Origin of the sequence: Chryseobacterium bernardetii (genome assembly GCF_003815975.1) — a bacterium.
Lineage (GTDB): Bacteria > Bacteroidota > Bacteroidia > Flavobacteriales > Weeksellaceae > Chryseobacterium > Chryseobacterium bernardetii.
Genome location: NZ_CP033932.1, coordinates 3505196 through 3525346, shown reverse-complemented (window position 1 = coordinate 3525346; position 20151 = coordinate 3505196). Strand labels below are relative to the sequence as shown.

The following is a 20151-nucleotide window of genomic DNA, read 5'->3' as shown; positions in this document are numbered from 1 at the left end:
TCATTAGAAAAGTAAAAATGCCCACAAACGAAACACAAAAAAACATGAATTCTCAGAATGTAACCGATTATCCCAACAACAATACCTACTTTTTGGTCTGGAATTTCAAGCAGGATGCAGACTCTTCCAAAATTAAATCTGTATTTCAGAGAATGTGTGCCCTGATCACCAATCTGAACAATTCAGCTTTGGACCGTTTTCCGAATTCAAAAGCAAGCTGTGTGATGGGAATCGGTTACGAAGCCTGGCTACAACTTGAATTACCTAGTCCGCTGCCTAAAGAATTTAAAAAATTTGAAGAAATAAAAGGCAGTAAACATACCGCTGTGAGTACGAGAGGAGATATTCATTTCCACATCCGTTCTGATGAAAAGAGCCTTGCCTATGATATGGCTTCCACAATTTCGGATTTCATGACAGAAATTGCCGACTGTGTGGTGGAAGTTCAGGGCTTCCGTTACTGGGACAGCAGATCTATTTTAGGTTTTGTGGATGGTACGGAAAATCCGCATGGGAAAGACCGTGAATATTTTGCTGTGATTGGTGATTCTGATCCTGAATATGAAGGCGGAAGTTATCTTTTTGTTCAGAAATACATCCATAATATGAATGCATGGAAGTCTCTTTCCGTAGAAGATCAGGAAAAAGTGATTGGAAGATCCAAAGAACAGGATATTGAGATGGATGATGATATAAAACCTAAAAATTCCCATATTGCTCTGGCTAACGTAGGCGATGATTTTAAGGTAGTGAGAGACAATATGCCTTTTGGAAATGTTTCCACGAATGAAATGGGAACTTATTTTATCTGTTATGCCAGCACATTCAGCACCGTTGAAAAAATGCTGACGAATATGTTCATTGGTAATCCTGTAGGAAATTACGACAGAATCCTTGATTTCAGTACTGCGCAAACCGGAACCTTATTCTTTGTTCCATCAGCGGATATGCTGGATGAGTTTTCTTCATAAGTTAAATCATACGATAATTTATTATTAAAATAAATGGCTTTATTCAAAATGTCATTATGAATAAAGAATATGTTTGAAAGCCATATTTTTAATCCCGGAGATTCCGGAGACTGCACAGATTTTTAATTGCCACTAATGCATGTTTTTTAGTGCATTAGTGGCAAATATTATACAGTTTATTCTTTTATGGAGATTTATGCTTTTAAACTTGCTTCAGCCTGTTTCTCCTCCCTGCATAATATACTTTTCAATATATTTTTGTTAACCTTAACAACATCACCGTTCTTTACTTTATGCTTTTTCTGTAATGGTCTTCCATGTACGGAAATGGCATCTGCATCAATCAATTGATTCATTTTATTTGACGGAAGGTTTAAGCAGGTTCTCACCACTGTAGATATTCTCAGATTAAAATCGAAAGGATATTTGATTGTAAAGCTCAGCAAGTCACTGTCTGAAGCCATTATCTGCTCTGCCGGAATCTCATCAAACTGAATTTCATAGGCTACACTTTCCAAATCTGCCTCTGCATTATTTTTTCTTCTTGTTTCGCGGGAAAAGGCATATTCCCAGGCCAGCTCTGTATCATTCACAGAAAGCCTGTTAAAGATTTCTTTACTGATAGATTCCGTTCTGATCCTTGAAAATATTGTCATATTGTATCGGGTATTGCACTTTACACAGCGGTAAATTAACCAGATATCAATGTTCTTTTTCTGTGCATTCAGTCTGAATTTATCACTGCAATAAAATCTGTTGCTGTCACAATGGCTGCATTTCTTTTTCAAAAGGGGCGTGTTCCGGGCATTTACTACCCATGTATACTCTATACTCATTATAATTGGTGCTTAATGATATTCTTTAGTAATTTTTTCACCTATTATTCAAGCATTACAAGAGCCTGTACAAAATATATTGAATAGAAATACACTCTCCTATTCCTCTTTAAACAACAAAATTTTCAAAAGCAGAAATAGCAGATACAGTTGCCTCATTGGCAATGCAATAAAATAATAGGGTTATATGAAAACCTGTTCGGATAGAGTTATCCAAACGAAAGAATAATTAGCCTATGGTTTATGAAGGCTAATATTAAGCTATAACAGGTTTAAGAGTTGTTCTCAAAACAAATTGTTTACTTGGTTGGGATAAAATTAGTTAATTCTGTGAAAAAAACAAGTTTTTATCTCACTTTATTTTAATAATCAAATCATAAAATAGGATGATAATTTTTAGTATAAAAACAGGGAAAAGCGTGATGGTTCAAATAAAAAGCTGCAATTTTGCTTGCTATCTTTAAGTATTTTATCATGGAAATGAATTATCTCGGAAAAATAAGACGTTTGTTTCAATTACCTGAAGAGGAAAGTTCCGGTTTTTCAGAAACAGAAATCGCAGCAGTGGAGCAATCTCTGAACATCAAACTTCCGGCTGTTCTTCGTGAGTATTATCTCATTATCGGCAAAAATGAAAAGGTAAATGATTCGCATAACAAGCTTTTAGGCCCCGATACAATTTATTTTACAGAAGACAGATATCTTGTTTTCTATGAAGAGAATCAAGGAGTTGTACAATGGGGAATTAAAGAAAGTGATCTTTCTATTGGAAACCCTTCTGTATGGGGAAATTATGATACCATTCAGAAATCCGCCTGGCACCAGGAAACAGAAATGCTGGAAGATTTTTTTCTATCTATGGCTGTGTATAACGGAACGCTTGGCGGACTTCTCTATAACGCCAATTCTTTTTCACCAGTGACTCCTGAAACAGTAAAACTTATCCCGCGCGATTGGTCTGAAGTTCCTGAAATTTCATGGGAAAAACAAAAGGTTTATACAGATAACTACTATTCAGTTATTAGCCTTTCGTTTAATGAAATGAATGAATGTAATGCTGTTTTTGCGGGCACATCTTTGGAGGACAGATTTGAAAAAATACTGGACCTTCCTGATATTGACTGGTCTTATATTTCTTATGAGGATATGGAGGAAGATGATGTATAAGGCAGCATCATATAAGCCTTAAGATCAAAAAAAAGCCGATATTATTTTGTAACTTAGTTTAAAGATTCCAGAGTGTGTTACTATTTTAGCTAATCATTTAAAAATTGTACGATATGTGGTGGATATATGCTGTTCTTTCGGCGTTTTTTGCTTCACTCACTGCCATTTTTGCCAAGATTGGTATTACAGGAGTGAACTCAAACCTTGCTACTGCTATCAGAAGTGTAATTATATTACTGGTAGCGTGGGGAATTGTTTTGGCTCGAAGTGAATATAAAGGCATCCCGACCCTTTCCCGCCATAATCTTATTTACCTTGTGGTTTCCGGGCTTACAACCGGGCTTTCATGGATATTTTATTTTAAAGCATTACAAATGGGTAAAGTAACTCAAGTGGCTCCTGTGGATAAATTAAGTATTGCTTTAACAATTATTCTCTCCGTTCTATTTCTTGGTGAATCTCTTACTTTAAAAACGGCTATTGGTGCTTTATTGATTATTACAGGCACTATTGTTTTGATCTTTGAACAATGAGTCTTAATTTGTGGAAAAATTAAAGGGTCTGGATTGAAGAGTTACTATTGGTTAAGGATAATATTTAATTTAACTGTAACTTATTAATCAAATAGTTATCTTTTATACTGTATCAATCCATTTGTAGAGATCAACATCTGCTGAAATTCCGAATGATTTTCTTAGTCGGCTCTTTCTTGTTTGAATGGTACGTACTGCAAGGTGGTTGTACTCGGCAATATCTTTTGTTGTGAAGCCTAACTTGATCAGTGTACAAAGTTTAAACTCATCTGCACTCATATCAGGATTAATTTCCAACAGGTTATTATACAAATCGGGAAACATCTGCTTTACTTTAGGAATAAAAGCTATGTCATCATTCATAGCCAGCTTTACAATACCTTCCAGGTCTATCTGATCTTTACTGTTGATCTTTGCTCTCATATCAGCAATAATCTTTTCACTTCTCATCGCCTGCTGGTATAATTTCACAATTTTGAATTGTTTTGTCAGGATAAAATATCCAAGGATGCTGACGCCTAAAAACACCTGCAAAAAAGTAATCAGTCTTTGGTTTTCCGAGAACAGCACATCATCTGCTCCTTCAATGGTAAATATTCTGAAGTTATAGTAATGACTGATACTGAAAAGAATAAGCGCAGTGAGATAAACGATCAGATTATACCCAACTGTCTTTTTGGAATTAAAAATAAACAACGAGGCCAGCATAATCACAAAATAATATAATGAAAGACCGTTTTCAAACCCTGTAGTGGATGAAAAAAAGAAGATCAGAAACAGAAACAGTTCCAAACTAAACAAGGTCAGAAAAATATTATAACGTACTTTTGTAAAGAAGAAAAGGAAAAGATAAAATATTCCCAAAGCTGATAATGCAAAAAAGTTGATCTTTAAACCGAACAACAAATCCCTACAACCATTAAAGATCAAAACAGCTCCAATAGAAAATGCAAATAAATTCATTCTCTGAGCTTCAATCAGCTCAAGCGGATCTGTATTGGGAGCAATATGCCTGTTCGCTATATAATCCCAGATTTTACGAAACATAATTTATAGATATTTACCAAGAAACATAAAATTAAATACAAAAATAAATAAAACGGTTTTATATTTTACCAAAACAGCGAATTCCGGTTAAAAATACTTTATGGAAAAGAGTAGATAATGATTGCTTTACTATAAGCCCGGATTTCCAGAATATCAGTTCTTTTATAAGAACAGTATTGACAGCTGCCTTCTTTCAGATGCTCCGGAAATAATGATATCGAGCCTTGGAATCTAAGGCTAAAAGTTCATTTTCGACAGTAAATATTTATTCAGATTATATTGGTCCGGACATTTACTGAAGATATTGGATAGGCCTGCTTATAATCCGGCTGTTACACTCTTCCATATTCCGATAATATATTGACAGGCTGATTTTCCTGCAACAGCAGTTTATCTCTAATTCTTTCTGAAATATTTACCGACTGTATTTACTAATCCATTTATAAAGGGTAGTTTTAGGAATTTTGTATCGAATAATAATTTCTGCCTTTGTCATTTCGCCTTTTTCCATCTTTTCAAGAATAAAATCTATAAGTTCCCGGGTATAAATATTTTTACGGAACTGAGGCAATTTTGTTTTTTTCCCATCATGTAAAGTATTCTTAATTTTGGGTAAAGCCGGAGCATAAAGAATAAGGTGCTGGGAATAAATTCTGAAGAAATCATATTCCAAAAGTTTGCTCCATCTCAGCAGAATTTCAGCATCCAGGCTGCTGCAACCATACATTTCTTCTATCTCTTTTTCTGTACAGTGAAGGAAATTACAGATACGGGGCAGTTCTATATGGTTTTCGGACACCGCATTTTCTATCAGCTTTCCTATATGAATGTTTTTATAATTCATGCTTTTTCTTTAAAATACTGTTGGATCCGGAAGAAAACAGTACTTATAAAACGGTTTATGTTTTGTTTAAGGATAGGTATCAAAAGGACTGATAAGCTACAGAGATTAACTGATTTATCAGTATGGAAGTTTATTTTAAAGGTTTCGGCGGGGCGGAGCCCCGCCGAAACCTGATATTAAGAAGACATTCTTTGCGCTGTAATATGCACCCGTCTGATGTTATTGGCAGGAATTGTATCATTTAAGTTATCCACATAAACAAAAATGGTTAATCGGTACCAAACCCCATCAACAGCAAGATCTATAGTTTCTATTTCCTGAGAATCATCAGAACTGCTTGTAGAATTAATAGGGGTAGAACTGCTGTTCATATTATCTCCCCAGTTAAGATAAATCCCGTTATCTGTTTCTACGTAACCTCCGGGAGCTACTAAAATATTGGCTCTACGAAAACGGTCTACACTGGATAATGCAGAATACCACATTTTAACATTACCGGAAGATACATTCACTAATCTAGGATTGTAAGTTACCCCACCCGATCCTGTATTAGAGCTTGACAAAAAGTTAAGGTCCAGCCTAACTTTCCCTCCTAAAATAGGTGGATTCGGTATCATAGTGCTCAACAAACCTGTTGTGGTTGCAGAAACTTCATAGGTGAAGAACTGATACTCCCCCGGACTAAGTTTCTTGCCACCGCCCACTTCTGCGTTACATGTCTGTCCACCCATAGAAACAGGAAACACTGTTGTATTAGGACTGGATACTGTAGGTGTTCCGGAAACCGTATAAATTAACGTTCCTGAACCCTGTGCAAAATTCCCCTGTGCAATGGCTGCAGTAAGCCCGTTTACAGGTCCTAGTGTCTGTGCTGCATATATTCCCCCGTTTCCTCCTGTATAAGGAATAGTCATTGTTCCCTGAAAAGGCGTTCCGGCAGTATATGTCAATGGATCAAGGCTAGCATCAGCACACCTCAGGGCCCCTATGCTTCCCTGTTGTAGTGATCGCCCGTCCAAAGGCCTCCATTGGGAGCCATCCCAATATACATATCCCACATAGGTAAATGTAGACTGTGTTCCCATATTATAAACCAATAATCCGGTGGCAGGGTTGGAAATTGTAGAAGAATCATTATAAGCGGTTAAAGCTACTCTCGGTCCCAGAAAACCTTTCTGCTTGCCTGATGCCAGCTGACTGACATTGAGTTCCAACATTGCTGACAGATCAGGTGATGTTGTTCCCACTCCTACGCTTCCATCTGCTGTTACTACAAAATCATTAGCCTGTTGTATTGCTGTAGGGCTGCCCGTGGCATTGTTGTCTTTTTTTCCATCAATATTGAAAATCCCCTGCGGATTAGATGTATTGATTCCAACTTGTGAATAGTTGAGTGAGTAAGCCATTACAAATAATGGAAGTAGATACTTTTTCATTCTGTGTTTATTGTATTTAAATTGATTGATAAATAGTCTTAACCAGAGAAGTTTTCTATCAAATAATAAAGGAAATTTTATCTGTATTTTCTTTTCCTACCGTAATTGATATTCTTCTTTACTCGTTGTTTCTGATCTTTTCCCAATGTATATCTGGGCAGGTACTCTGGTAAAAAACACATGAAAAAATAGATATACTGCTCCTTTTCCATACATCCCAATGTGTTTTTCCAAATACATCCTGATCATTTAAAATTTTGATACAATGTTAGAGTTATTTTATCTTCACCCCAAGAAAATTAATACGCTACAGATACACTACAGCCTTAGAAACACATACGTCACAGATACGCTCAGTAAGAAAAAACACAAATCAATCAACTAATAACCAATTGATTACAAAAAACAATTATAATTTCATATAAATCCTTTAAATTTTAAATACTGAATCGAAAACAAATCTCACATAGGTTATTTCTAATGAAGGATTTATTCCATAAATTCTTATAAAAAGAAAATTTTAAAAAATTTCAATTCAATTCTTCGTAGTAAAAACTTCGTGATTCATACAGATTTCATGATTTTTTTATAACAGAGTAAGACAGCAATCATTGTTTGAATAATAAGGGGTTTGTCTATTAATTCAATACATTTGTAATCCTATTGCTATGAAAAAGACACCTTCACTACAAACATTACAGCTTATTACATTAGAGCGTCAGGGATTAACCCAAACAGCACCTTTCGGGGCCGGCAAAGATGCAGTACTTGCAGCTATGGAGCATCTTGGATATATACAGATTGATACCTTATCTGTGGTAGAGAGAGCACATCATCACACTTTATGGACAAGAGTCCCTGATTTTCAGACAGACTATCTTGATGAGTTGGTGGAGGACCGTAAAGTATTCGAATACTGGTTCCACGCTGCCTCTTACCTTCCGATGAAGGACTACCGGTATGCATTGCCTCAAATGCTTCTTATAAAGCAAAGCGACTCTCACTATTATAATGCAGACAAAAAAGTCATGAGATATGTAGTAGACACCATCCGTAACGAAGGCCCTAAAATGGCGAGAGATTTTGAGAGTAAAAAGGATAAAACCGGAAGCTGGTGGAACTGGAAGCCTGCAAAACTGGCTCTTGAAAGACTTTTCATGCAGGGAGACCTGATGATAAGCGGACGGAGCGGCATGCAGAAAACCTATGATCTAACAGAAAGAGTACTGCCATCCTCTGTTAATGTCACAGAGCCTACCCCATTTGAGCTTGCTGAGTATTTAGTAAAAACTGCTCTTCGTGCTTATGGTTTTACTGGCTTAAAACAGATTACCCACCTCAGAAAAGGTGATGTATTGAAAAAAAATGTGAATTTGATTTTAGAAACTTTGCTTGAAAAGGGTGAAATACAGAAAATTTCTGTTGAAGGAATTTCTCCCGTTTTTATTCAGACTGATTTACTTGAAAAATCTGAAGATATAGCAGGATCAGGTGTAAAACTTCTATCTCCATTTGACAATTCCATTATTCACAGGGACCGTATTAAACAGGTTTTTGATTTTGATTTCCGTCTTGAGTGTTATGTTCCCAAGGAAAAAAGACAATATGGTTATTTCTGCCTGCCTGTATTATTTGGAAACACCTTTATCGGAAGAGTTGACTGTAAAGCCCACAGAAAGGATAAAAAATTTGAGTTGATCCACCTTCATATTGAGAATCCAGACATTGCTCCGGAGCTTTGGCTGCCATCTTTCACTGATGCAGTAAAGCGTTTCGCGTCTTTTAATGACTGCGAATCTCTGCTGCTGACCAAAGTGAGTCCGTCTAAACTGAAAAATAAGATCAGTAAAGCCTTGTCTTATTAGTTTATTGATAGATTTACATAAAAAGATGCCTCAAAAGTATTATTATCAACTGACTTAAAAGTCTACGAATATAGTTTGCAATATTATAAAGCTAAATTATTTTGATTTTAGCTTCTTTCGCTATTCACAGTATAAAAAAGTCTATTTTTTTACTTTTGAGGCCATCTCTTCTTTTTTTCACTTTATTTCACAAATTTTCCCAGCTTTTTCCATTTGGTAATGGTATTTCTACTCATTTTAAAGTGGTTAGCCAGTTGTGAATTGTTAAGTTTGTTTTTTTTCTGATAATCCAATATCCTCAAAATATCAGTTTCATTATAAGCACGATGCTTTTGAGAGTATTTTTCTTTATTTCCGTAGATTTTCGGAAAGATTCGCCGGTTAAGTTCCAGAATATCTTCTGTATCCAGGTTTTCTTTTTTCAATAACTCTTTGCACTCTTTTATTTTATCAGGATGCTGTTTTTGAAGCATATCCTCATAGATAATTCTGTAATTGGGGCGATTCATTTTCATACCATAGTTTATATTTCATTGATGTAAAAAGGAATTCAAAAAAATTAATCCTCAGACTCCTTAATTTCACTATTATATTTATTTAGCCATTTATGAAAGGTTGATTTCGGGATATTATATCTTTTATAAATTTCCTGTCTTGAAATATTCCCGGAAATATATTCATTCAGTATGAAATCAATAATTTCTCTGGTATAAAGACTTTTCCTAAAATTGGGCAATACAGCTTCCTCTTTGGGCTGCTCTTTTTTCTGATCCGAATTATTGGGGGCAAACAAAATGATGTGTTGGGAATAAATACGGAAGAAATCATATTCCAATAGTTTGCTCCATTTCAAAAGCATTTCAGAATCAATACTACTGGAAGCGTACATTTTTTCAACTTCCTCTGCCGTACATTTAATAAAGCCACATATCCGTAACAGTGCGATTTTTTTCTCTTTAACCCGAAGCTTTATCAGGTTACCCATATGAATCTCTTTATAGTCTATCAGTACATTGCGTTTCATCAGTGTCAAATACAATTTTAATTCATCAGCGCTTATTCAATCAGTACTCAAGGGCAATTTGCCCCTTCTGTACCGAAATACCGCAACCACATTATTCAATATCTTCTTTCTTTTTCAGGAGTTCTACCTCCGACTTCAGCTTTTCTGTAATTGCAAGCAGCAAAGTGATTTGAGATTTCTGTTCATCAATTTGCTTTTGTTGTTCTATGGTGTGGAGATACAACTCTTCAATCTTCTCCAACGACTGTACAGACAGGTCGGAGATGTTAAAAGAATATCCTTCTTCAGTTTTATCAAGTTCCCTAATGGAAGTTACTCCTGGAAGGTGCCTGTTTTCTTTGATGAATTTTTCAGTATCGTATAATGAAGTAAATTTATATGTTGGCTTTATTACTGAAGTTTTATTGTAATAGTCTTCAAAAACATAGTCAGGATAAGTTCCTCCTGTTGTCACTATACTTCCATTTACTTTAAGCTTCTGTGTGCCTGTGAAAGTTTGCTGCGCGGTATACCCAATGCTTAAAGTATTATTGATGTTAAATCTTCCGTCTCCTGAAATCTCAGCACGTTGAACAGCATTTACTCCTCCTGGATTGGTAAGAAAAGAGATTGGTGCAGATACTGTAGTCTGGCTGGTAGAAAGACTCAAACCTGTTGCATCACTATCAGCTATAATCTGTGCAGATTGCTCGGGATAAATTTGAAAATGCATCCTTGCAGCAACGCCATTTCCATTACTATCGGCTGCATTAAGAATCATGTTTGCACAGGAAGTAGTTCCGTATTGATTAAGTGTTCCTGTAGCTCCCCAAAACGTTTGCTGTTCTGACCCTTTAAAAGTTAATGCTCTTCCTCCAAATGTTACAGTACGATCGGCTGTAAGTGTTCCGTCAGAATTATAGATATTTAATGCATTGGCCGGGCTCCACGCAGTTCCATTCCAAGTCATGACCTGACCATTAGCAGTTCCGGAAGTAAGACCTAAGGTATAAGGATTTACTGCTGTTCCTGATCCTGCCCTGGTTAATCCACCATTAGCTGTTGCATTAAGCACTTCATTGCCAATAACGCCGTCGGTTTCTGTAAAAGATCCATATGCTATTTTCTGCCATGCAGTTCCATCAAAATAGAAATATCCTACTGTAGTTACGTTTGCTGTCTTTACAGTTGTTCCGGCAGGAGCCAAAGCTTCCGTTACATACACGATAGCACCTGTCTGTGCTGCAGCATACAATGCGTCTTTAGCTTTCAGTTCAGAACCTTTCAATCTTGGTGCAATCAGACCGTCTGTCTTGGCCGTGTCTGTTGAAGCTCCTACAATATCAAACGTTGCCTTTGGTACTGCTGTATTCACTCCTACTTGCGACAATGCAAGGCCGGAAATCAAAATTGTTCCTAAAAAAATGATATTTTTTTTCATTTGCTGTATATTTATTTATCCTTGTGCGTTTTGAGAATATATATTTTATGAATCTGTGGAATCATTTGTGTAGTTAGAATCTTTGGTTTTTAAGTTCCGTATCCTTTAGTTTTGGAGCAATAAGCCCGTTTGTTTTGTTGATATCTGTAGGGGAAACTACAATATCCAGTGTTGCCTTAGGGTCGGAAGTATTGATATCAATTTTTCCGAAAGCTGATATTCCAGCTAAAAGCATTGCTGCTAAAATTAAATTTTTCTTCATTCTTGTTGATTTATATAATTGTTATTTTAATTATAATACTATACAGTTCAGTAGCTGCACTGCATTTTTGATGCAGTGAATTGTGAGTATTCAGAAAGTTTATTAGAGTTTAAAAAGAAAGTATTATCTAAGCTGTAGATTTTGCATTGGAATTTTGTGGAGTCACAGAATGAATGATAAAATCCGGAGCTTTAATTTCTATGGAAGAAAGTTTAATACCTGTTTTTTTAAGGTATAACTTACTCCTAATACATACTTGTGCAATCGAAAAGCCGGAAATGTCTGCATTACACAGCCAAAGCAAATTCCATATAAGGGAAAATTTTTCTTTAAAAGTTACTATTTGTGTTTTCATTGGGTTGGAAATAGTCTTAGTGTTTAATCAGAAAATGAATAAACAAATAATTCTGTTTTTGAGTTCAAATATTCAAGCTGCTTTCTGAGTTATTTTTTATTTTAAAGTACTTTTTGTTCTTATTAATTTCGACAGGCAAATATTCATTATTTTAGTATTCAATAACAAATTAACATCCCCCTACAAAAGCTATACACAATTATAATAAATTGATTAACAGTAACTTATTTTGAATCAGGTTTTATTAAATCTAAGATCCTACAACAACTATTTCATTTAAAAACCAGAATAATTCAATAACCAACCACTGTTTTGCAGAAGAAGTTCATTCACATTTCAATCAGATATTTTGCTTTTATAGTATTCTGAATATAGCCCAGGATTCTGAAAATACGATTCAAAATGTAAACAGAATGTTCACTAAGATCATACGTTTTTAGTCATTGAATATTCTTTGCTGTTTGGTTTTCTCTTTCCTTAAATAGGTATCAGGCCAAAGACCCAAGACAAATGAGAATTTCAATTTAAAAACACTGCAATACAATGATACAAATCACAATAATTCCCAACACATTTATCAATATGTAACTTTGTATTCATCCATATTCCAAAAACAAACAACCACTGACAAGTCTGTCAATGGCTGTTATTATTTCAATAAGTACAAGAAGTTTAAATATTTTATTATTCTCTTCTCATCCAATTGTTAAAGTCTATCTCTGAAGGGATATTGTATTTCTTACGAAGCCTGCTTCGCCTCATTTCAACAGCTCCCAGGGTCACATATGTATAAGTAGCAATATCTTTTGCGGAAAAATTCAGATACGCCATCGCGCAGAAAGACAGTTCACTGCTCCTGATTCTGGGATCGTAATTTTTTAATCTTTGTATAAAATCCGGGTATAATTCTGAGAAAAGGGTTAAAAATTCAGGATTATTATTTTTTGCCAAAACAATAAGATCATTGAATTTATTTTCCTCTATTTTTTTTTCAAGCCCTACTGTCATCTGGCTCATTTCAGAAAGGGTCATTTTATTTTTATAGATCAGTTTTTTATTTTTGAGATGCCATCTGTACCAAAATAATGCACCCATAATTAATAAAAGAGCTATAAAGACAATAAGATATACATATTGTCTGCTTTTCATATTGTTTTCATGGTCTTTCTGGTCTAAAACCTGGCTTAAGGCCCGCTCCACCACTTCTTTATTGGCTATATCAAGAGAATCACTTAGCTTTTGATATTGATAAAGATACTCATTGGATTCTTTGACATCAAGCTTATTTTTCATAAAATAATCTCCAAGAACCCTGTACAAGTGTTTGGCTGTATCTTTATCTTCCAGATCAACTGCATTTTGAAGGGCCTTACGGTAATAGTAGATAGCCTTTTCTTTATTTCCTTTTGCATCTTCAAGGTCTCCATAATTCTCCAAAACGTAGGATAAATAAGGAACTTTATATTTTTCGAGCAGAACCAATGATTTATCCAGATAATCCTTAGCCTTTGCATAATCTTTCCGGATGGTATACATCTGTCCTTTTTTGGCATAAGTTCCGCTAAGATCGAAAAAGACATTTTCCTCTTTCATTTTTTTTAAAGCATCTTCTTGCCGCTGTACGTATACCCAGGCAGAATCATATTGGTTCGTCTGAGTATAAATCTCTGCTATATTTTCATATGCCCAATATGTTGACATCTGCTTTCTGTAGGGATCTTTGATCTGTTGAGAAAATTTCAATTGCTGATAAAATTCCTTAAGGGCCAGCTTTCTCATATTAAGAAGTCCATATGTTCTTCCTCTCAGTCTGCAAACCTCAACCTGTATATCTATAGAAGACGAAAAATAGGGCTCGTATTCTGCATTTTTTAAATAACCTAATGCTTCATTATATCCTCCTATTTCAGCCAATACCTTGGCGATGTAGATATTTGCCAAAGTTTCCCCTTTCGAATAATCAATTTTATCTGATTTTTTTAAAGCTTCATTAGCACTCTTAAGAGCAGGAACTAATTGTACTTCAGAAAACTCTGTAAAAGACTTATCTAATAGGTTATCCACTTCCTTTTCCAAACCAGTTTGGGCCTGAGTGAAGAGGCTGCTCAATAAAAGAAAAAGAATGTAGAAATTTTTCATCAAATCAATGATATTAAGAAACAAAATACACTTATAAATAAGATAATCACAAAAATATCATTTATACAACAATGAAAAAAGTAGAATTTTATAGATTTTTGTCGATAACAAATAGCCTGATACAGATATTTGTAAAAATATGAAGGTAGGTACCGGAGGAATTATGCTTCGTAATTATTCCGCCTTTAAAATTGCCGAATGGGCTGAAATGTTTGCCATACTTATAAAAGCCTGATCAAATAAAAACCTGCCGCTGTATTTAACAATGGCAGGTTTGTTTTTTAATTCTAATCCTTATTTCAAATTTCTGGATTCCAACTCTCTTTCTAATGCCTGATTACGCCTATTCCATTGCGTTCCCAGAAATATGGCAAAAATTATCGGAAAAAGTGTAAAAAACCCAATGCCATAGGTTACACTGCTATAAACAGCAATACCAATAGAAAATCCTATAAGAACGGCATTCATTATTTTATCAGATCGGGATTTCTTCTTTTTTTCTAATAATTCCTGATCTGTCAGCTCATTTAATTGTTCAGCCATGATTATTGTTTTTAGTCTTTTTTGAAGTTTCCGCTAACTTACGAAAGTTTTGCCTTTTACGCATAAAAAGTATTCGGGATTCAATTAATTGACTGATGGATCAACAAGTTCTGTAGTGATTCTTATAGATTTTAAAAGATTTTTATCATTAAATAATAATGTTGTAAAATGCTTTCCTTTTCTGAAAATAAGTTTTGATCCTCCTGCATATTCACTGTCAGCACCTAGTTTTTGAACTTTTGCGCCATTTTTCCGGAATTGAACTTCAGCCTTCTCCAAAACAGTTTTATTCATAACAAGACCGTAAGGCAATCCACTTATAACGATCTCTTTATCTTCCGTTATTTCAAAAAACATCTCGTTAATCACGTTATTCTTTCCAAGTCCGCTGTAAAGCTCCAAACCTGATTCTGTTGGCCATTTGGCATATTTCTCTCCGTTGGCATCTTCATAGAAAATTGTTTTTGTATGAAGTACCTTCGAAATTTTATCAGGAGTTTGCGGAAGAATAAATTCTGAGTTTTTATCCAGTAAAGAACTCAGAGCTGCAGATTGCTGAGCAAAAACAGGTAGGCTTAGGCATTGAAAAAGAACTGCCAGCACTAAAGTAAATGGTTTTATTTTCATATTGGTATGATCATGATTTTTAAGGTTTAAAGATATTAAAATTAGAATAAACAGACAGAAAACTGAGGATAAAAACGGAAAGTTATTGCTCCACCAATAAGTCTGAGTTCCTTAGAAGAAATCATTTTTCTCAGATCAATAATGAACGGTTATAATAAGGAAAACCGGAAAAAAATAATGTAAATTTGCCCTTTCTTACCACAATGGTTAGGTTTTAGTTTTAATATAATGAAAAAAACAGCATTTTCTTTACTGGCACTTTTGTTACATCTTGCCTGCCAGGCACAAAATTTTGACGTTATTCCATTAGGGATCTATGGAGGAGAACAGGAAGATAATTTATCTGCTTATTTAGTGGGTGCAACCCAAGACAGCACATTCCTTTGCCTTGATGCCGGAACTGTAAATACCGGAATCCGAAAAGCAATTGAACAGAAAAGCCTTAACGGTCCGGAAGAAAAGGTTCTGAAAGACCAGATCAAAGGATACTTTATTTCCCACGGTCATTTAGATCATCTATCCGGTCTTATTATCAACTCTCCTGCTGATTCTAAAAAAGACATTTTCGCCATCCCATCGGTAGTTCAAATTCTGCAAAATCATTATTTCATTACAGATACCTGGATCAACTTTGCAGATCAGGGCCAGAAGCCAATTCTTGGTAAATATCATTATAATGAACTTCTGGATGGCGTGGAAATCCCAACCCAAAAAACTTCTTTTTTCCTAACGGGATATGAGCTGAGCCATGTTAATCCATATAAAAGCAGTGCTGCACTGGTAAGAAATGGAAATCATTACCTTCTCTATCTTGGGGATACAGGCGCAGACAGAATAGAGAAGTCTGACCGTATGGATAACCTTTGGAAAAATGTAGCTCCATTGATACAAAAGAAACAACTGAACACCATACTGATTGAGGTTTCTTTCCCAAACAGCCAGCCAGAACATTTACTTTTTGGCCATCTTACTCCTAATCTGCTGACAGAAGAATTGAAAAAATTAAAGGAAAAAACAGGGCTTAATGATCTGGAAGGCCTTAATATAGTGGTTACCCACAGAAAACCAACAGGAAACAATCCTGAGATTCTCAAACAGGAATTATTGGAAAACAACCCTTTAAAAGTAAAATATATTTTCCCGGAACAGGGTAAAAGAATTAATTTACCTTAATAAACAAAAGCGATGAGATCCCGGAAGACCTCATCGCTTTTTATTGGGAAATAATCAAGACTCGCCGGTTAATTGATTATTTCTCCTTTATTATTTTCCAGTTTTCCGCGAAATTTCTGTAGTTCTTCAGGAGCTGGCTTACTCCAATCTGTTACTTCTCCAATAATTTTCAATGGAGCTTCTGAACGGTAAGAACGGGTTAGATTACCGGGAAATTTCTTGTCAGTCAGATTCGGATCATTTTCAAAAATACCTGTGGGTTCTACAATATATACACGTTCAGCTCCCTCTCCTTTTGCTAATGCAGCTGCCAGCCCTGCCCCATTTACCAATGCCGTAAAATAGATATGATTCATCTTAAGTTCAGATTTATAATTGGAATTGCCTCCCGCAGTTAAGAAATCTCCTGTTTTCAGATCTGCTTTTGTCCCATGGTAAAAGGGTCCTTCATCAAAAATTTTATCTTTTACAGACATTGCCAGTTCATGATACTCTTTTGCTTTTTCCGGGTCTGAAAGTACTTCATAACATTCGGCAATCTTTAAATACAGAGAATGAAATGCACTTTTAACAGTGTTATCATTTGAGTTTAAGGCATATTGCAAAGCTGTTTTAAACCATTTTAACCGTTCTGAAGATGTTTTTTGAGAGCGGGCAATGTAATAAGCCGCGAGAAATTTTTCAGCATTATCTGTAGCTGCGTCCCAGCCCTGTTCAAATAATTTCCTGGCTTCTTCCTGTTTGTCCTGGTCTTCCATGATCATCCCCTGAATACAGAGCTTTACAACGTTATTGAATGGTGAAAATTCCATAGTGATTATTTTGTTCAGTTATTGATGTAAATATTCCAATTATCAACAAATTTATACAAATATTTCCAGCTTATTTCAACCTGATTTTTCTGGTTTCCGGATGAAGTTATGATTCTGCCTGCTGAAGATGGCATGGAAGAATGCTGGACCTTATGAATTAAACTTAATTTTGCAGTCTCATTTTTAGAATAATCTTGATTGGATAAAAAATCTAATCATCATTATCGTCTAAAAAGCATTGATGCTTATTTCTTTCTGATAATGATATCACCTTCCGACAATCTGATCGTTTCATTATTGATCTTAAGTTCAATCCATTGAGCAGGATCATCCGATTCACAATCGTTCATGATCCTGTAATCAGAATATCCGGTATGAGAGTCCGGCAGCTCTACAATCCTATCTATGGTCTTTTCATTAATCTGATAACATTCAAACATATCTAATGCATGAATGATACCTGAAAGATCCTTCTTAAGCAAGATATTAGATTCTTTATCTACACCATTATTGATTAAACCATTTAGTCTATTAATTTCACTGGTAAGAAATTCCCTTGCTGTTATCATTATCTTAAAATGTTTTCAGCAAAAGTAATTATTTTCAGATTTCCTATCTCCCGGCAATTCCTAAAGAGAGTGTTTTGTTTACAGTTTAATGGAATTTACATACAATTTGTAATATATTACTAAATATCAAACTTTATTTTACGGGATAAATGTGCAATTTTCACGAAATTTGAATATGGCTTTACTCTTAACTTCTGAGAATGTTTATAAACTATACAATATCGATCCTTCAAAAAAGATGGAAGGTATTGTTATTCTCCATCAGCAAAACTATCCTGGAAAGGAATTTACTGAACACACCCGTGTATTTGACGGGTTATTGTTAGGATTTATGATACAGGGATCCATGAAAGCTCAGATCCACTTCATGGAATATGAGCTTAATGCGGGAGATATTGCCGTCTTACAGCCACAATTGATGATTTACACCCAATCTCTAAGTGAAGATGCTGAAATTGTAACTATCGGGCTTTCCTTAGATTTTATTGCAGCCTTTCCGATCCTGCATGAATTTGTGATGAACCATCAGATCCGATGGCAACCGGTTATCAGACTTCAGCCTGAAGAAACAGGCCTACAAAAAGAACTTATAGCATTAATTCAAAACATCTACCACAAAAGTCCCAGCTCAAGGAAGGCCGAGATACTTAGGCATCTTGTGATTGCTATGATGTATATGATTTCAGAAGCTTATTCAGGTTTAACAGATCACAATAACTTTATCAAAAGCCGTACCCATGATATTATCGATGGTTTTTATCTCTTGATTTCAAAATATGCTAACCAGCAGCGAAATGTTACATTTTATGCAGAGAAGCTTCATTTAACACCGCAATATCTGTCCACTTTTCTGAAGCAGAAAACAGGAAAATCTGTATTGCAATGGATTAATCATGCCATGATTTTACATGCTAAAACGTTACTTAAATCAACAAGTTTATCCATTAAACAGGTTGGCCATGAACTCAATTTCGAAAATTCAAGTGTATTCTGCAGATTTTTCAAAAAGATGACCGGAGTTTCACCAAAAACTTTCCGGAACGGGTTATAAATAACAGGCATTTCTACTCACAGATCTTATAAATTGTATACAAACACCACAGAATTGTAAAAGAAATCGGGCTACCCCTGTTTTACTTTTACACCATGAAAAATTCAACAAAAAAAGCAGCAATGGGGTTCATATTTATAACCTTGCTCATAGACATTACAGGCTGGGGAATTATTCTTCCTGTTGTTCCTAAACTGATTAAAGAACTTATTCATGGGGACATCAGTGAAGCCGCTCAATATGGTGGCTGGTTAGGATTCGCCTATGCATTTACCCAATTTATATTTTCTCCCTTAGTTGGAAACCTCAGTGATCGGTATGGAAGACGCCCAGTTATTCTAATTTCTCTTTTGGGGTTTACAGCAGACTACATTTTTCTGGCACTCGCTCCCTCCATTCGTTGGTTATTTGCAGGAAGAATTATTGCAGGACTTACAGGAGCCAGCATATCTACAGCAAGTGCATATATTGCTGATATTTCAACTGATAAAAACAGAGCCAAGAATTTTGGCATGATAGGCGCTGCCTTAGGTATGGGATTCATTATTGGGCCCGTTATTGGCGGGCTATTGGGCCACTATGGGGCAAGAATTCCTTTTTATGCTGCTGCCGGCCTGTGCTTTTTAAATTTTCTTTACGGATACTTTATTCTTCCTGAAAGTCTTGATAAAAACAAACGCAGACCTTTTGACTGGAAACGGGCTAACCCGGTTGGGTCACTGCGCTTTTTAGGAAAACATAGTGAAATTTCCGGTTTAATCATCGCCTTGGCCCTAATTTATATTGGAATTCATGCCGTACAGAGCAATTGGCATTTTTTTACAATATATCAATTTGGTTGGGATGAACGGATGATAGGAATCTCTCTTGGAGTACTTGGTTTATTGCTAGGATTGGTTCAGGGTGTTTTGATACGGTGGACAACACCTCAACTGGGGGAATACAAAAGTATTTATTATGGCTTGATATGCTATTCTATAGGCCTTTTCTTGTTTGCATTTGCCTACCAGGGGTGGATGATGTTTGTCTTTCTTATTATATACAGCCTGGGAGGGATCTGTGGTCCCTCACTTCAATCAGTTATCACCAAACACATTCCTTCAAATGAACAAGGTGAGCTTCAGGGAGCATTAACCAGCTTAGTAAGTGCTACCTCCATCATTGGTCCTCCAGTAATGACTAATTTATTTTATTATTTTACTCACGAAAAAGCTCCTTTTGAATTTTCAGGAGCGCCTTTTTTGCTGGCTTCCATTTTAATGTTCGTTAGTGTAATTATTATATTTTTTGTTTTTGAACAAAAAAACAGAAAATAATGTTGAATTTCAATGCTGCCTAGGCATATGAGAGTATTCTACAGTAAAAATAATTTGGGCCAGCTTCAGCTGGCCCAAATTATCTTTTTCAGGATATGTTTAATAACAATACTGAATAGTTCTTAAATATCAATTATAAGGTTCTAAATTCTAATAACCGG

Annotated in this window: 21 protein-coding genes; 7 read left to right on the top strand and 14 right to left on the bottom strand. The window is 35.3% G+C overall.

Annotated features, from left to right (window positions below; translation table 11 throughout):
- Positions 1–44: 44 nt before the first annotated feature.
- The gene (locus EG339_RS16060; protein ID WP_123872703.1) at positions 45–971 is read left to right on the top strand and encodes a Dyp-type peroxidase; all 927 of its coding nucleotides are present in this window, start codon (positions 45–47) and stop codon (positions 969–971) included.
- A gap of 194 nt (positions 972–1165) precedes the next feature.
- Here the strand turns inward: EG339_RS16060 and EG339_RS16055 are convergent, their stop codons facing one another.
- Positions 1166–1807 carry a DUF1062 domain-containing protein gene (locus EG339_RS16055; RefSeq protein WP_123870970.1) on the bottom strand — a complete coding sequence of 214 codons (642 nt, stop codon included), beginning with the start codon at positions 1805–1807 and terminating at the stop codon, positions 1166–1168.
- Positions 1808–2281: 474 nt separating this feature from the next.
- Here EG339_RS16055 and EG339_RS16050 point away from each other — a divergent pair, with 474 nt between their 5' ends.
- Positions 2282–2974 carry an SMI1/KNR4 family protein gene (locus EG339_RS16050; RefSeq protein ID WP_123870969.1) on the top strand — a complete coding sequence of 231 codons (693 nt, stop codon included), beginning with the start codon at positions 2282–2284 and terminating at the stop codon, positions 2972–2974.
- 113 nt (positions 2975–3087) lie between these two features.
- Complete coding sequence (locus tag EG339_RS16045; protein WP_123870968.1) at positions 3088–3507, top strand: EamA family transporter; 420 nt, start codon at positions 3088–3090, stop codon at positions 3505–3507.
- A gap of 102 nt (positions 3508–3609) precedes the next feature.
- Here the strand turns inward: EG339_RS16045 and EG339_RS16040 are convergent, their stop codons facing one another.
- The 3 genes from EG339_RS16040 to EG339_RS16030 all read right to left on the bottom strand — a co-directional run bounded on the left by EG339_RS16040 (position 3610) and on the right by EG339_RS16030 (position 6834).
- Positions 3610–4554 (bottom strand): helix-turn-helix transcriptional regulator, encoded by a 945-nt coding sequence (locus EG339_RS16040; RefSeq protein ID WP_228459635.1) that lies wholly within the window; start codon positions 4552–4554, stop codon positions 3610–3612.
- A 415-nt stretch (positions 4555–4969) separates the two neighbouring features.
- Positions 4970–5398 (bottom strand): transposase, encoded by a 429-nt coding sequence (locus EG339_RS16035; protein WP_123870967.1) that lies wholly within the window; start codon positions 5396–5398, stop codon positions 4970–4972.
- A 176-nt stretch (positions 5399–5574) separates the two neighbouring features.
- Positions 5575–6834 (bottom strand): hypothetical protein, encoded by a 1260-nt coding sequence (locus EG339_RS16030; RefSeq protein WP_123870966.1) that lies wholly within the window; start codon positions 6832–6834, stop codon positions 5575–5577.
- A gap of 668 nt (positions 6835–7502) precedes the next feature.
- Between EG339_RS16030 and EG339_RS16025 the strand changes: the two genes are divergently transcribed.
- Positions 7503–8699, top strand: a complete 1197-nt coding sequence (locus tag EG339_RS16025; RefSeq protein ID WP_123870965.1) for a winged helix-turn-helix domain-containing protein — start codon at positions 7503–7505, stop codon at positions 8697–8699.
- Positions 8700–8881: 182 nt separating this feature from the next.
- Here EG339_RS16025 and EG339_RS16020 read toward each other — a convergent pair whose 3' ends face one another.
- From EG339_RS16020 to EG339_RS15985, 8 genes are all read right to left on the bottom strand, one after another.
- On the bottom strand, positions 8882–9214 hold the full coding sequence (locus tag EG339_RS16020) for a helix-turn-helix domain-containing protein (RefSeq protein ID WP_123870964.1): 333 nt from the start codon (positions 9212–9214) through the stop codon (positions 8882–8884).
- 44 nt (positions 9215–9258) lie between these two features.
- Positions 9259–9723 (bottom strand): helix-turn-helix domain-containing protein, encoded by a 465-nt coding sequence (locus EG339_RS16015; protein WP_225718042.1) that lies wholly within the window; start codon positions 9721–9723, stop codon positions 9259–9261.
- A 91-nt stretch (positions 9724–9814) separates the two neighbouring features.
- Positions 9815–11143: an autotransporter outer membrane beta-barrel domain-containing protein gene (locus EG339_RS16010; RefSeq protein ID WP_123870963.1), complete on the bottom strand. Its 1329-nt coding sequence runs from the start codon at positions 11141–11143 to the stop codon at positions 9815–9817.
- Between the two features lie 73 nt (positions 11144–11216).
- Complete coding sequence (locus tag EG339_RS16005; protein WP_123870962.1) at positions 11217–11405, bottom strand: hypothetical protein; 189 nt, start codon at positions 11403–11405, stop codon at positions 11217–11219.
- 127 nt (positions 11406–11532) lie between these two features.
- Entirely contained in the window at positions 11533–11760 is a 228-nt protein-coding gene (locus tag EG339_RS16000; RefSeq protein ID WP_123870961.1) for a hypothetical protein, read from the bottom strand.
- Between the two features lie 684 nt (positions 11761–12444).
- On the bottom strand, positions 12445–13899 hold the full coding sequence (locus EG339_RS15995) for a tetratricopeptide repeat protein (RefSeq protein WP_123870960.1): 1455 nt from the start codon (positions 13897–13899) through the stop codon (positions 12445–12447).
- A gap of 294 nt (positions 13900–14193) precedes the next feature.
- Complete coding sequence (locus EG339_RS15990) at positions 14194–14442, bottom strand: hypothetical protein (RefSeq protein WP_123870959.1); 249 nt, start codon at positions 14440–14442, stop codon at positions 14194–14196.
- Between the two features lie 84 nt (positions 14443–14526).
- The gene (locus tag EG339_RS15985) at positions 14527–15069 is read right to left on the bottom strand and encodes a hypothetical protein (RefSeq protein ID WP_123870958.1); all 543 of its coding nucleotides are present in this window, start codon (positions 15067–15069) and stop codon (positions 14527–14529) included.
- 228 nt (positions 15070–15297) lie between these two features.
- Here EG339_RS15985 and EG339_RS15980 point away from each other — a divergent pair, with 228 nt between their 5' ends.
- Positions 15298–16242, top strand: coding sequence for a 3',5'-cyclic-nucleotide phosphodiesterase (locus EG339_RS15980; protein WP_123870957.1), 945 nt, complete (start codon positions 15298–15300; stop codon positions 16240–16242).
- Positions 16243–16310: 68 nt separating this feature from the next.
- Here EG339_RS15980 and arr read toward each other — a convergent pair whose 3' ends face one another.
- The gene (gene arr / locus EG339_RS24710; protein WP_317125961.1) at positions 16311–16718 is read right to left on the bottom strand and encodes an NAD(+)--rifampin ADP-ribosyltransferase; all 408 of its coding nucleotides are present in this window, start codon (positions 16716–16718) and stop codon (positions 16311–16313) included.
- Between the two features lie 581 nt (positions 16719–17299).
- Positions 17300–17623 (bottom strand): hypothetical protein, encoded by a 324-nt coding sequence (locus tag EG339_RS15970; RefSeq protein ID WP_123870955.1) that lies wholly within the window; start codon positions 17621–17623, stop codon positions 17300–17302.
- 175 nt (positions 17624–17798) lie between these two features.
- On the opposite strand from EG339_RS15970, the gene EG339_RS15965 reads away from it, so the two are divergent.
- A complete protein-coding gene (locus tag EG339_RS15965) occupies positions 17799–18674 on the top strand; it encodes an AraC family transcriptional regulator (RefSeq protein ID WP_123870954.1) in 876 nt (291 codons plus the stop codon).
- A 95-nt stretch (positions 18675–18769) separates the two neighbouring features.
- The gene (locus tag EG339_RS15960) at positions 18770–19990 is read left to right on the top strand and encodes a TCR/Tet family MFS transporter (protein ID WP_123870953.1); all 1221 of its coding nucleotides are present in this window, start codon (positions 18770–18772) and stop codon (positions 19988–19990) included.
- Positions 19991–20151 lie beyond the last annotated feature (161 nt).

Excerpts from the sequence above, each read along its gene's own strand:
- EG339_RS15995 (WP_123870960.1), bottom strand. The coding sequence starts at position 13,899 with ATGAAAAATTTCTACATTCTTTTTCTTTTATTGAGCAGCCTCTTCACT.
- EG339_RS16020 (WP_123870964.1), bottom strand. The coding sequence starts at position 9,214 with ATGAAAATGAATCGCCCCAATTACAGAATTATCTATGAGGATATGCTT.
- EG339_RS16005 (WP_123870962.1), bottom strand. The coding sequence starts at position 11,405 with ATGAAGAAAAATTTAATTTTAGCAGCAATGCTTTTAGCTGGAATATCA.
- EG339_RS16060 (WP_123872703.1), top strand. The coding sequence starts at position 45 with ATGAATTCTCAGAATGTAACCGATTATCCCAACAACAATACCTACTTT.
- EG339_RS16050 (WP_123870969.1), top strand. The coding sequence starts at position 2,282 with ATGGAAATGAATTATCTCGGAAAAATAAGACGTTTGTTTCAATTACCT.
- EG339_RS16025 (WP_123870965.1), top strand. The coding sequence starts at position 7,503 with ATGAAAAAGACACCTTCACTACAAACATTACAGCTTATTACATTAGAG.
- EG339_RS15980 (WP_123870957.1), top strand. The coding sequence starts at position 15,298 with ATGAAAAAAACAGCATTTTCTTTACTGGCACTTTTGTTACATCTTGCC.
- arr (WP_317125961.1), bottom strand. The coding sequence starts at position 16,718 with ATGTCTGTAAAAGATAAAATTTTTGATGAAGGACCCTTTTACCATGGG.
- EG339_RS15990 (WP_123870959.1), bottom strand. The coding sequence starts at position 14,442 with ATGGCTGAACAATTAAATGAGCTGACAGATCAGGAATTATTAGAAAAA.
- EG339_RS15960 (WP_123870953.1), top strand. The coding sequence starts at position 18,770 with ATGAAAAATTCAACAAAAAAAGCAGCAATGGGGTTCATATTTATAACC.
- EG339_RS16000 (WP_123870961.1), bottom strand. The coding sequence starts at position 11,760 with ATGAAAACACAAATAGTAACTTTTAAAGAAAAATTTTCCCTTATATGG.
- EG339_RS15970 (WP_123870955.1), bottom strand. The coding sequence starts at position 17,623 with ATGATAACAGCAAGGGAATTTCTTACCAGTGAAATTAATAGACTAAAT.
- EG339_RS16035 (WP_123870967.1), bottom strand. The coding sequence starts at position 5,398 with ATGAATTATAAAAACATTCATATAGGAAAGCTGATAGAAAATGCGGTG.
- EG339_RS16045 (WP_123870968.1), top strand. The coding sequence starts at position 3,088 with ATGTGGTGGATATATGCTGTTCTTTCGGCGTTTTTTGCTTCACTCACT.
- EG339_RS15985 (WP_123870958.1), bottom strand. The coding sequence starts at position 15,069 with ATGAAAATAAAACCATTTACTTTAGTGCTGGCAGTTCTTTTTCAATGC.
- EG339_RS16015 (WP_225718042.1), bottom strand. The coding sequence starts at position 9,723 with ATGAAACGCAATGTACTGATAGACTATAAAGAGATTCATATGGGTAAC.
- EG339_RS16040 (WP_228459635.1), bottom strand. The coding sequence starts at position 4,554 with ATGTTTCGTAAAATCTGGGATTATATAGCGAACAGGCATATTGCTCCC.
- EG339_RS16030 (WP_123870966.1), bottom strand. The coding sequence starts at position 6,834 with ATGAAAAAGTATCTACTTCCATTATTTGTAATGGCTTACTCACTCAAC.
- EG339_RS15965 (WP_123870954.1), top strand. The coding sequence starts at position 17,799 with ATGGCTTTACTCTTAACTTCTGAGAATGTTTATAAACTATACAATATC.
- EG339_RS16055 (WP_123870970.1), bottom strand. The coding sequence starts at position 1,807 with ATGAGTATAGAGTATACATGGGTAGTAAATGCCCGGAACACGCCCCTT.
- EG339_RS16010 (WP_123870963.1), bottom strand. The coding sequence starts at position 11,143 with ATGAAAAAAAATATCATTTTTTTAGGAACAATTTTGATTTCCGGCCTT.